Raw genomic sequence first — 12,962 nt, forward strand, 5'->3', positions numbered from 1 at the left:
GCTCACTTTATGTAGTCATACTAAAATGTGAATCTTTCCTATTTGTTAAACCAACCTATAAATAACAACGCCTTATAACGTTAAGATTGTTAAAGTAATGTGCCACCTCATTATTGGGGACTTTACGTATACATAGGGTGACTTTGATTAAAATAATCAGCCTATGCTTCGTACGATGTATGATATCAATCACGCCTGAGTAAACATTGTGCTACGAGATGTGAATTTTATACCTACCTTATTTCTGGTTGTTTATTTTAATTAAATTCAAATCTATAAATAAGGAATAGAAATGAAAATCAAATTAAGCCTGGCTGCGGGATTAATTCTTGCAGGGCTGACATCACCGAATATTGCTCTTGCTAGTGAAGCACCACGCACGACATTTGTTCACCTATTTGAGTGGCGGTGGAATGACATTGCAACAGAGTGTGAAACCTTTTTGGGGCCAAAAGGCTTCTCTGCGGTTCAGGTCTCTCCACCTCAAAAGAGTATTGATAATCCGGCTTGGTGGTCTCGTTATCAACCCGTGAGCTATTCATTTGAAGGCAGAAGTGGTAGCCGACATGAGTTTCAAAGCATGGTCCAACGCTGTAAAGCGGCAGGGGTTGATATCTATGTGGATGCGGTGATTAACCATATGGCAGCTTGGGACCGCAATTTCCCTGAAGTACCATTTGGTAGTAATGACTTTAATAATTGCACCGACGATATCAATTATGGCGACCGTTGGTCGATACAAAATTGTGATTTGGTTGGGCTTAATGACTTAAAAACGGGGTCTGACTATGTCCGACAAAAAATCGCCGATTACATGAACGACGCAATAGGAATGGGCGTTGCCGGGTTTAGAATCGACGCGGCAAAACACATGCCTGCTGGCGATATCGCTGCAATAAAAAGCAAACTCAATGGTAACCCTTATATCTTTCAAGAGGTTATCGGAGCAGGCGGTGAGCCCGTACAACCCGGTGAATACACCTATATAGGGGATGTGACAGAATTTAACTTTGCCCGCACCATAGGTCCGAAATTTAAGCATGGTGGAATCAAAGACTTGCAAGGCATTGGCAGCTGGGGCGGTTGGTTGTCGAGTGACCAAGCGGTCACTTTTGTGACTAACCATGATGAAGAGCGTCACAACCCTGGCCAGGTGTTGAGCCATCAAGACTTCGGCAATTTATACATGCTTGGCAATGTATTTACCCTGGCCTACCCCTATGGCTATCCGAAAATCATGTCGGGTTACTACTTCAACAACGATTTTGATGCCGGTCCTCCATCAACAGGGGTGCACTCGGGTAATGCGTGTGGGTTTGACGGTGGCAGCTGGGTTTGTGAGCATAAATGGCGAGGTGTCGCGAATATGGTCGCATTTCGCAATCATACCGCCTCGGACTGGCGCGTAACCAACTGGTGGGATGATGGCTATAACCAGATCGCCTTTGGCCGTGGCGGGCTGGGCTTCGTTGCGATTAACCGTGATGATAATAAGTCCATTGACCAAGGCTTCCAAACGGGCATGCCAGCTGGCGAGTACTGCGATGTGATTGCCGGTAACTTTGATTCATCTTCTGGCACTTGTGATGGACCCACTATTTCTGTGGACTCCTCTGGTTACGCGCACTTTACCGTCGCTAAGCATGACGCGGCCGCTATCCACGTTGGCGCTAAGGTCTGCCCAGGGTGCACAGGGTCGACACCTGGACCCAATCCAACCCCTGATAGCCCAGTGAGCGCTACTGCTATCTGTATCGATAACCGCGCGGGCCTGAGCAACCCGTACTTGTATTACTGGAATGCAACACCGGCTGGTAGTGTCACCAACGCCACTTGGCCAGGTGTTCAAATGACTAAAAATGGCGATTTCTATTGTCACGACTTGGGCATTGCAGTGGAGAGTATCAACGTGATTTTCTCCGATAATGGGGCGAATAAAACAGACGATCTCGTCGCAAGCTCAGACCACTGTTATTCAAATGGTCAGTGGGACTCTTTACAAGGATGTGGCTTTAGTATTACTGGCGACGGTGGCGATAATGGTGGTCCTGATCCCGTTGTCGCGAGCAAAGTTTGCTATGACAATGCAGAAAATCACTCACAGCCCACCCTTTACTATTGGAATGTTGTCGCTGACCAATCGGTGGCAAATGCAACATGGCCAGGCGTAGCACTGCGTGAAGATAACGGTGTTTACTGTCATGACTTTGGCCTAGGGGTACAAAGCCTAAATGCCATCTTTAGCAATGCAGGTGCTAACCAGTCTGACGACTTAAGCACGTCAGCACCCGAGCTTTGTTATAGCAGTGGCCAGTGGCAATCGCTGGATAACTGCCAAAGCGCGGCCGGTGGTGGCGATGAAGCTTGGTATTTCCGCGGCACGTCAAACGCTTGGGGATTGTCTAAGCTGAGCTATGATGCAAGCTCTGGCCTCTATACCACTCAGCAGAGCTTTAATGGTGAGGAATCGCCTGCCCGGTTTAAGATCGATAGCGGCAGTTGGACAGAAGCCTACCCAAGTAGTGATTACCAAGTGGGCGATTACGCAAGCTACAAAATAGACTTCAACAGCACCACCAAGCAAATCACAGTGACTAAGCAATAGGGAAAATGCTTATTGTGCTCATACTCATCCTGGCGGCGGTAACGTCGCCAGTGATGAACACTAGATCTGCAAACGAGGTCTTTTAGGCTTAAATAAACGTTTTGCCAGTAGAGACATGGGTAGCATAACCATCAGATGAAGGATTAACGCCAGCACGAAGCCAAAACTGAGCTCTCCAAGGCCCAAAGGGATACCCGGTGTAAAATTAGTCAACGTTTGAGCAAGCTGATCGTATCTCGCTGGACGAAGTAGATAGAAGAACTTCTCGAGTAAATGACCGCTCTCAAACAGCTCTACCCCAGCCTCCAACTCGTCATAGCGTGCCAAGGTTAGCCTCTTTTGCTGTGCATCTGCCCTGACGCTGGCTGTGGGGTTCGTAAGATGATGCTCAATCATCAGTTCAACACTTTGGTAGCCATAGTCATCTGCCGTTGCCTGATAGCCTTCTATTTGCCACTTAGTTGACTGATAAAGGCCTGAGAGGAATTGCTGATAATGATCCACCAGCTGTGGCACCTGCAGCGCAATAAGCAGCGCTGTGCCAAACACTACCTTATCAATCAGACGTCCTATCATCGTAACTACACCCTACCTTGGTTCACTTGCTTAACTCAGACCGCGCACTCTGACGACTTGACTAAAAATGCCAATCGCCTGCGCTGTTATGATTGTTTCATGAGCCTAAGCGGCCAACAGAAAAACGTCATCAAGTTTAATCGCTGTCATTACTGCGTTGTGATTTTTACCCAAGTTTATCGCTAATTGAGAGCAAGAATATCTTATTTTGCTCCACAAGATATTGGCACTCATGCTGCCTACGCGACAGGTTGTAACTCAAAGGGCGCAGTTGCTTCGTCCACCACTGAAAATCACTAAATATCCTTACTAAAGGATAAAAAAACATCTAAAGGTGAACGTTACTCTACGGGGAGTTGGGCAAGCAATGCTCTTACCCGTCCGCTATCATTGTCTTTGAAACTACAATTACCGCAACCCTAATTAGTCATCGCACATTAATTAGATGACCATTGGTCGCGTGGTCAGATAATTCACCAATAACGCTGTACTCAACATTGCATGCCTTTAAAACAGCATCGAGCTTGGTTAACTGAGAAGGCTTGACTGCAACAAGCAAACCACCCGAGGTTTGCGGATCACACAACAGCGCCTGCTGCTGGGGAGACAATGCACTAATCTTGTCTCCATAGCTGGCAAAATTACGCTTGGTGCCTCCAGGGATACAACCCTGCTCGATATAGTCTTTGACGCCAGACAACACAGGAACCGCGTCATAGTTCACCCGAGCAAACAAGGATGAGCCCTCACACATTTCCGTTAGATGCCCCAAAAGGCCAAAGCCGGTGACATCAGTCATTGCCGACACGTAATCAAGCTCTGAGAGTTGCTCTCCAATGCTATTGAGGCGACACATAGTATCCAAGGCAAGCGAGCGATGCTCCGGCCGTAATAAGGACTTCTTTTCTGCTTGGCTCAATACGCCAATACCTAGCGGCTTGGTGAGGATAATTTGGTCCCCTGCTTGCGCTTGATTGTTCCTTTTGACTTTATCAGTCGCTATTACACCCGTTACCGCGAGTCCAAAAATCGGTTCAGAGATATCAATTGAGTGTCCACCGGCGAGCGTGATCCCGGCGTCACTGCATACGCTGCGAGCCCCCTCAATAACTTTGGCTGCAAGCGATGGCGGCAAAGAGGCGGTTGGCCAGCCAAGTATCGCAATCGCCATAATCGGCTTACCGCCCATGGCGTAGATATCACTGATCGCATTGGTCGCCGCGACTCGACCAAAATCGAACGCATCATCAACGATTGGGGTAAAAAAGTCGGTGGTACTGACAACTGACGTGCCATTTTGCAAATCATAAACCGCAGCGTCATCTTTTGTCTCGTTGCCCACCAATAGGTTGGGGTCTAAAAAACTTACCTGATTGGTTTTAAGGATTTGCTGAAGCACCTGTGGTGAGAGTTTACAGCCACAGCCGCCACCGGGACTGTATTCGGTTAGCCTTACTTTTTCCATCATAACTCCTTGTCGATACGCATGTAGCGTTGGCTTATTCGTGAAAAAACAGGAGCAAAATCTGCACCAGAATCGAGTGCTTGGTGAGACAATAGCATGAGCTAGGTTTGGCCGGTAAAGTGGCCCGTGGACATTGGCAGTAAATGTCCGTTTGAGAGGATTAGGCAACATTGTCACTATCAAATTGATAGTTAGTGATAGTTTGGAGTATCAATCTGGTTTGTTTCTACGCGGTGCTAGTCACAAATAAAATGAGCCGCTGTTCTCACAGCGACTCATTTCTATTCAATACTTATCAAAGTTATGTAACGACATCAGATAAGTCTGAGTAAGGTTTCACTAGCTATCCTCAGCCTCACACAGGCTACTCAAGTTAGTGACCATCTTACGACACTCTACATGCCACTGTGGGCGATAGACATTTGTGCCTTGGTTTACTACCCAATCCTCAACGATCGAATCTTGAGTGACGCCACACTTTGTTTTCTGAGCGTGCCTTTGCCAATACTGACTTTGCAGCAAATTCACTTTATTGGCCGACTGCCCCTCTAGTTTTCGCCATGGCATATCTTGGTCACTTACGTCCAAGTTAGGTAAGCCAATTTTCGGGCTGATAAAGTCGTAAGTAATAGAGCTACCTTTATGCTTTAACGAACCTAATTTGAGCTTGCAGGTATTTCTCTGGCTGGTCAATATACGACCAAACGGTCGCAAGCCATCTAGCTTAACGCCGGTAGGGGCAACATAATCCAACTCAAACTCAACGACAAATACATGGTATTCCTTTCTTTGGTCTAGCTTATGATGCACCACGTCGAATTCTTTCTCTCTGTCAGTTGAGGACGCCTCGAAAACATCAATATCTACTCCCCGGCGACGCTTTAGATTGATATCCCTCGTCGCTTCCTCAGCAATAGATAGCAGGCGCTGGCTCTCAACATCAAGGTCGTCATTATCCCACTGCCAACCTGATTTGTGCGCTACCTTGCCGCAGTGTACCAATGAGCCCTGTAGCATCGGCCCCAAGTCATTATTTTTGTCGCCCGCACCATGCACCAATTCCAGCAATAGTTCGACATCTACCCTCGACCAATCCTGGTAGTTATCCTCATAATCCTCATCATTTAAGTTATCGACGAAGAGTGCCATTTGAAGACGAGTCTTGTTGTTCGAGGACTCTTTCCAACTAAAGTTACGAATAGTCTGTGAACCAATGTAAGATTCAGGCTTGAGGTTCCCTTGCTGGATGGCGACATAAGCATAGGTTGCGCTACCGTCGAACAAACGATGGTAAGTTTGCTGACTGGAGTTTTGTGTCATCACAAAATCTTGGTGGTCAAGCATCATCTGCTCATTGATATGCACTTTCTCCTGCTTACCTGAGCAGGTCACTTTGATGTCGTAACTGTCTTCACTATGGACCCCATAGTTCAACGAGGAAACAAAGCTCAACCCGATTTTATCAAGCTGTTCACCTGTTGCTGCGGTTGCTTTATGGCCTGTCAGATCGGCGGCTACCTTCACCTGTTTATATTTGTCTTGACGATCTCTGTCCGCGGTCAGTGCGACAAACTTTAGGTCACGTTGATCAAAATGCCCGTCGTCGACGAAGGCCTCGTATTCCCCTCTATATTTGGGAACAGTCGTGGCTGCACGTTGACCCCAAAGCTCCCTCAGATCCCTCGGATAGGCTCGATCAATGGTTATTTGAGACAATACCGGTTTAATACCATTAATATTCCACGGACCAAACCAATAGTTAAACTCAAACTGCATGGCCGTAAGGCGCGGAAGTTCATCTGTCCCCAACTGCTGTTGTGCCATTTGATAGAATTTAAGAATCTCGTCATCAACATCCTTATTTTGGCTGTTTGAGCATACGGCAAAATCTTCCGGCCCCATTGGGCTGAATAAAACATCAAACGCCGGGCCAATATCTATGCCCGAGAGCTGGTAACCAATCAAATGGTTAAAAATCAACCCCGTAGCTAACTTGTCTGAGTTCGGCTCGTTGACCCAAACTTGAACCTTAACCTTATGGAAAGGGGATAGGCGGTTTGATTTATCTTCCTTACACCACTTTTTATACTCATACCACTTAACTTCAGACTCTGCTTCATCGGTTGGCTGCGCGATAAGGACTCTTGCAAAGGCAATATCACTTTGCGTTAGGATACGTTCTTGTACCGAATTAAAGTTAGACGCGAAATTCTCACACAAATCATAAAGCAGTTCTGAGTCCTCTTGACTGTAATCACTGAGCTTACAGTGCACAGGGAAATTGTTGTCGAAATTATTCAGTGGGTCTTCACGATTATGTATAAAGGTATCTTTAAAGCTCTTTTCGTTGTCTGAAGACGCTCCCCAATATCGATGAGCTCTCGCCTTCTTGTAAGCATCAATATTCTGACTGTCTTGATAAGCCACGAGGCTGTCGTCCTGGCTCTGACAAAAATTCTTCCAAGTCGATACGACATCATTGTTGTTGAAGGAGTATACCGACCAAGCATCATCAAAAATCAGCTGTTGAATATAGTCATCGACTTTATAGGTGCTCAACACATCCCTAAAGGCAATATTGGCTCGTGAGGAGATTTTCTTTAGGTCAGCAAGTAATAAGAGCAGGCCTGAAAAAGCAACAGCACGCTTGAGGTAGCGTTTGACTATTTGCAGGCGAGAGTTCTCGCTACTGAGCAATTCTTTTAGTTTTGTGCCGCCTTGTATTTGTTGCTCAAGGTCGACCTCGACACGCTTGAGCTCACCAAGCAAGAATCGGTGCACTTCAAGCATGCGTGCGATATCTTGTATAGGCGCGCCATTATAGCCCTCATACATCCACTCCATCACTTCCCGCTCGAGTTTGCGATAAGCACTTTCAGCATGCCCATGCACAGAGTGAAGCGTCAAGAAACCTCGAGCAACCAGGCTCACTTGAGGAATGTATTGAACCATATCTAGAGTAAACAGCAGCAGCGCAGTGCCGAAAAGGTCCCTATCATCCAGTTGCTTTTTGGTTGCAAGCACTGTGTCACAGCGTGCTTTCTCCATCGCCTTTGATGCCGTGCGACTGGCTGGAAACGTTAGAGAAAATTTGGGAATATAAGCCCGAACAACGACTCGTCGGTTCGCAATCAGATTAGGGTTATCTGAGCGAATATCCTGAGGCTCAGGGATGTAAATGGGTTCATCAAACCCTTTACTGAACGTTTGAATCCGGCTCGCTAAGTCTTCACCAAAAGCAGCTTTGGTATTCTCAGCTCGCTCGTGAGACACCTGAATGTTGACCTCTGAACTATCGACTTGGCACGCATGCCCCTCGATAATCAAACGCACATCGCCGTATTGCTTTAGTTGCTCTGCAAATGCATCGAAAAATGGCTGATATACCTCAACTTCGTTTTCTCGCGAGTTAAAGTGAAAGTGGAACTGGAAACCTGTCCCGCCATCATCTTGCATCGGGAACAGCTGTTGCTCTGTAGCGTTGAGCTCGACGTCCTTTTTAATCGCAAGACTATCGCTGTTAGCGAGACTCTGATGAACCAAGACTAAGGATTCTTTGAGCGCAGAGTACATCTTGTTAATCAGCTCAACATTAACCATTCGCTCCTCACTAAGAGCAGGGATGCGGTTCAGGTAATCGCCAGCTATAGCACTAAACGCCTTTTTCTCTCGCTGGGCTTGGCTGTTGGATTGTTTAGCCTGATCAAATAGTGCAAATAAATCAGTGATACTGTTATAAGTAGCATCAAAATTGATACCCTCTTTAGCCCCATCGACTATGCCTTGAAACCAGGTTTCTGCTAGCTTACCGAAAGTCTCAAACTCACCCTCAGGCTTTGTCTTCGCGGCATCTAGAACACCTTTTAGTGACTGGTTGACATCGATAAACTTGCTACTAAATAGTGCATTTAACCCGACAGTTTTTGCATATCTTTTAGGGTGTGTTTGGCTTTGCTTATATAAATTGGTAAAACTTGAAATGTCATCTCTAACTGCTCGAGTGGCATGGCCTAAATCTAGCACCGTAGCCATAGACTGCGGTAAATGTTTATTATCTATAGCTCCGACAAAAGCCTTAGCTACATTGGTCGCCGATATTAATTTTGGCTCCTCCCCTGATTTTTTATTTCGATTACTCCTTAGAACCTCTTGAGCCTCAGAGAAAAAAACTTCGCCTGCGGCATGAGTTGCATTAATTATTTCTTTCTGACTAAGCAATACTCGACCTAATTTATCAGTTTGTTTGGAATAATCACCATTACCCTCTAAGTAGTGTTTAACACCACCTAAATATTCCGGAAACTGAGCAACCAAAGATTCTTCTAAGGAGATCATATCTCCTGATATCATTGCAAACTTACCAAAAGGCGAATGATGTTCGAAAGCTATATACTCTCTCAGTTCATAACTAAAGATATAGTTCCCCTCTTCTACCCTCCTTAGTATATTTGCTCTCTTTAACGCTTCTGGAATAAGTTCTTCTGATTGATATGTAAATTCCACTTCAAAAGTATAAAATCCGTTTTTTAACGTATGAGGTGGTAACTTTAACAATGCTACTGGTGAATCACCTTCTTCCCCTGAATTAATATCAGCAGCGGTTGTGATTGATAATATATGATGAAAATTGCGAGCACCGAGTTCTATATTCAATCTATCTTCTTCATTAGTCTCATCAGGCCTATATGAAGGATCGTAGCGGAACATACGTACACGAGCTTGATTGTAGATTTTATCCGTGAATGTGACAGCACAAAGGTCATTTGCTGGTAGTATAAAACCTCTTAACTCTGTAGATTCATCTTCAATGCTATCGAACCAGTCATTATAAGCCTGCTCTTGCCCTGTGAGATTTTTCCCTAGGTACTTTCCTTTTAATTGATTTTTTCTGACTGTATGCAATTTGTGCTTATAAGGATTTTCACCAGGTTCATCCCATAGATCTTCTGTTAGCAAAGATCCTTTAGACCAATATTCTTTAATTTTTTCGACAAGCTCTTCATCGTCAAAGCTATAAGGCAATAAACTTGATAATATTGATACAGGGACATGTAATAGATGATAATCACTCTTATTCAACTTGTGAAGCTTGGTGTGACGAAACAGTTCTGGTAATTCATCTGTACTACTTTCAAGATCTATTTTTTGATTGGGCATTGTCGCCCCACTGCTAACTATATCATTTGTTAAATTACATAATACGCCTGTTTTATCTGATGCCCAAATATTTGAAACATGCTCGTCAGAGTCGAGGTCTGTGACTAATGAAACAAGTGGCAACGTAGTAAGCCCATCAAGTGATTCTATACAATCATCAATTTTAGGAAAACACTGCTCACCATTTTTGTCAACAATATTTAGTGCCACACCAAAAAGATAATACTTTTCAGTTAAATCCAGCTTTTTCATTTAACCACCTTAGGACCATAAAGTTCCTCTTTCATTCCTGATGTATTATAGAAAGTCAAATCTCTAGGAGTATTCCCCCCTATAACTGGTGAATCAAAATTACCAACTAGCTTTCTCTTACCGTCTAAATCTTGCCTGTAGACATTTTTGTTATAACCACCTCTGATAATGTAATTACCATCTGGGGAAATAAGGTCAAGGTCACTGAATTTATCAGTTGCCTGACCAGTAGATTCTACTATGGAATTTTCCACATCGAACCAGAAGTTTTTCAAACCGCTTGAGCCCCAAGCAAACTTACCATCCGGGCTTATTGCCCCCTTTTCTCGCATTGAATATTTCTGAACATCACCCTCATCATTATAATTTGTAATACTAAACTCTAGGTCACCGCTAACCTCATCAGTCACATATACACCAAAGTGATTAAGATTGATAACTTTACCATTTACTACCACACCATACTTAGATGCAGGAACGTCTGTTAAAGTAATTTCACCACTTTGTATTTCCAACTTATAGTTTCTGTTATTATTCTCTGTAAAATAGAGGTATCGACTTTCTTCGGACCAAACAAAACGAGGCTCACCACCGAGACCAATTTTAGTAACTTTCTGAGATTCAATATCTAACAAGTAATGTACGTTTACTTTTTCAATCTTTGAAAAAGCAACGTAACGATTATCTGGAGAGCGCCTCGCTGTTGTAACTCCTCCCCAACTGCTTCCATTACCACTTACCAACCTCAAGTCACTACCATCTATTTTGGCACTCCATATTTTTGTCAGCTGTTCATCCTCCCCATGCGTTGAATGCATTTGATTATTCCAAATAAACTGTATCCGAGGCATATCATAAGAAGACTCATCACTCAGATCTTCCAAAGGCCAAAGCTCTGCTCGCTGTATACTCGCAGGCGTGCTACCGTCTTCTAAGGTTTTAAAATAATTAAACTCATCAACCCAGGTTCTTTTCTGCTCAGCCAACTCATTTGCAAGCTTCTCAGCCTCTTCTCTTGCCGCAATAGAGGCCAAGATAAACTCTTTCTCGGTATCTTGTTCTTCTGCCCCGCAACCCGCTAAAAAAACGAGCAACATTAGGCTAGTTATTATTTTCATTATTTACTTCTCACTATTTGGGGCATCAAGCAGCTCACTTAAAGCGACTTGACTATAAATCATTATCTCTTGTGTCGATTCGCTACGCTCTTGGTCGTCCACCTGGTACTCTCCAGCACAATAACTGACTCTTACTAAATCGACTTTTTCTGTTTCCTTTGGCCAACCAGAAAAACGTATCAAGCTAGCGCCATCTGAGTCAGACTCGGTTTCACGCAAATATATTTGCTGAAACCAGTCATTATCGATATCACGCAGTACAAAACTATCATCGGCATTATCGGTAGGGTAAGCGCTATATCGGAACGTAATCTCATCACCAGTAGATTGAATGAGTACGGCGGCCACACCTTTGTCGGCAAACCTCTCGACCCATCCTGAAGATGAGTCTGAAACCTGATTAAACTGACGAACCGCTTCTCCTTCCTCATCGTACTGGTTTGAGTCACTGTAACTGGAAAGCTCGCTGAGTTCCGTTGCTAACTCTGACGGATTTGACTCTAGTTCCGTTAATTGAGGGAGGGATAATTGCTGCTTGCTATAGTACATATAAATCGCATCTGTAACGCCACAGATTTTATATGGAAGTACAATCGTCGATACTGGCATTCCCTCAGCCGGTCGATGAACTTGTTGGCCGCCACGAAATGGGGCTTCTTGAGTTTGGACCGTAAACCTCAGATCCATCGAGGGGCACACGACCTCGACCTCAGGTTCCACCAGACCAAACAGACGATACTCTCCAAGGAGATTAAGCTTATCCTTAAAAACCACTTTACCGGATTGAATGACTTCAAATGGCTCGAGCGATAATGTCGCTCCGGTATATGGGTCGCACAGATTGAGATCAATATATCGTTGTTGCTCACGGGCTGCTGGCTGTTTGCCGCGATAAAATTCAACATCGATGTCAGAAAATCTGCCATCTTCAAGCACTTCAAGCTCACGCCAGACCTGATCTCGCCACACTACATAAATATAACCATCGGTATAATTACACAGCTCATTTGTCGCGGGGTCAGAAAAAGCCGGGATCACCGGAGTCAAGACGGTATCCCACTCATCTTTATCCGTTTCTTTAGCTACGGGTTCTACCTCAGGGGCCAAGTTCAGGACAATTGGTACGGGAACGCCCTGTCTAGGCACCTCAATCGATAAGCTTCGTGGCTCTTCAGTTAATCCCTCAAATTGAACCAGGCAGCGATGGTCCGCTTTAGGATCATTTTTCGCAATGGATAAGCGACGATTTTGTGTCTCCGTCTTACCGACAAAAACATGGTGATTGTTAATAGGGGATTGACGTGCTACTTCAACTACAATCTTGTGGTCAGGCGTTGGCTTCGACTCTACCTGTATTACTTTTGATGCAAGAGAAACCACCTCTTGAAGTGGCTTATAGTTCGCTTTGACAAACGGTACTTTGTCAAACTGTACTTTGTCAAAATTAGGCCATTTAATCATTATCTAAAATCCCTGTATTCGTTCCAAAGGCAGCTGTAAAAAATCGCTGACACGAAGTTCAATTTAGTGCGATGCCTACCCAGCAAAAGCGCATTTAGTTGCTACATAAATTTGTGTTCAAACAAAGGACATATAAGCTGATAAAGATCTTGTTTCATGGGAATGAAGGCGCATTAAGCACGTATCCAACACAACGTCCGACTTGTAACCGCCTAGTTTTAAACGATATTAGACAGAAATTCTAGGTAGGTTAGGCAACTAAGTCACTTTGACTATCGATTCCGTCGAAATGACGAGCACAATAGTTATTTTGCTAGTGTTAGCGATC

At 44.5% G+C, this 12,962-nt stretch carries 6 protein-coding genes; 1 reads left to right on the forward strand and 5 read right to left on the reverse strand.

Translation table 11 applies throughout. The annotated features are described in order from the left end of the window. Nucleotides 1-292: 292 nt before the first annotated feature. Nucleotides 293-2,605, forward strand: a complete 2,313-nt coding sequence (locus ACSTTG_RS02960; RefSeq protein WP_438473738.1) for a starch-binding protein — start codon at nt 293-295, stop codon at nt 2,603-2,605. Nucleotides 2,606-2,665: 60 nt separating this feature from the next. On the opposite strand, the gene ACSTTG_RS02965 is transcribed toward ACSTTG_RS02960, so the two are convergent. The 5 genes from ACSTTG_RS02965 to ACSTTG_RS02985 all read right to left on the reverse strand — a co-directional run bounded on the left by ACSTTG_RS02965 (nt 2,666) and on the right by ACSTTG_RS02985 (nt 12,634). Next, nucleotides 2,666-3,181, reverse strand: coding sequence for a DUF2937 family protein (locus ACSTTG_RS02965; protein ID WP_438458946.1), 516 nt, complete (start codon nt 3,179-3,181; stop codon nt 2,666-2,668). Between the two features lie 427 nt (nt 3,182-3,608). After that, nucleotides 3,609-4,649 (reverse strand): selenide, water dikinase SelD, encoded by a 1,041-nt coding sequence (gene selD / locus ACSTTG_RS02970; RefSeq protein WP_438473739.1) that lies wholly within the window; start codon nt 4,647-4,649, stop codon nt 3,609-3,611. A gap of 336 nt (nt 4,650-4,985) precedes the next feature. Then, a complete protein-coding gene (locus ACSTTG_RS02975) occupies nt 4,986-10,055 on the reverse strand; it encodes an OmpA family protein (RefSeq protein WP_438473740.1) in 5,070 nt (1,689 codons plus the stop codon). Then, nucleotides 10,052-11,173 (reverse strand): TolB family protein, encoded by a 1,122-nt coding sequence (locus tag ACSTTG_RS02980; RefSeq protein ID WP_438458955.1) that lies wholly within the window; start codon nt 11,171-11,173, stop codon nt 10,052-10,054. Before ACSTTG_RS02980 ends, ACSTTG_RS02975 begins: the two co-directional genes overlap by 4 nt. A 3-nt stretch (nt 11,174-11,176) precedes the next feature. Next, nucleotides 11,177-12,634 carry a hypothetical protein gene (locus tag ACSTTG_RS02985; protein ID WP_438473741.1) on the reverse strand — a complete coding sequence of 486 codons (1,458 nt, stop codon included), beginning with the start codon at nt 12,632-12,634 and terminating at the stop codon, nt 11,177-11,179. Nucleotides 12,635-12,962 lie beyond the last annotated feature (328 nt).

It is taken from the genome of Vibrio glycogenivorans (genome assembly GCF_051660965.1).
Taxonomy (GTDB): Bacteria; Pseudomonadota; Gammaproteobacteria; order Enterobacterales; family Vibrionaceae; genus Vibrio.

Bases quoted from the DNA above. Each gene is read 5' to 3' on its own strand.
- ACSTTG_RS02965 (WP_438458946.1), bottom strand. From the start codon at position 3,181: ATGATAGGACGTCTGATTGATAAGGTAGTGTTTGGCACAGCGCTGCTT.
- ACSTTG_RS02985 (WP_438473741.1), bottom strand. From the start codon at position 12,634: ATGATTAAATGGCCTAATTTTGACAAAGTACAGTTTGACAAAGTACCG.
- ACSTTG_RS02980 (WP_438458955.1), bottom strand. From the start codon at position 11,173: ATGAAAATAATAACTAGCCTAATGTTGCTCGTTTTTTTAGCGGGTTGC.
- ACSTTG_RS02975 (WP_438473740.1), bottom strand. From the start codon at position 10,055: ATGAAAAAGCTGGATTTAACTGAAAAGTATTATCTTTTTGGTGTGGCA.
- selD (WP_438473739.1), bottom strand. From the start codon at position 4,649: ATGATGGAAAAAGTAAGGCTAACCGAATACAGTCCCGGTGGCGGCTGT.
- ACSTTG_RS02960 (WP_438473738.1), top strand. From the start codon at position 293: ATGAAAATCAAATTAAGCCTGGCTGCGGGATTAATTCTTGCAGGGCTG.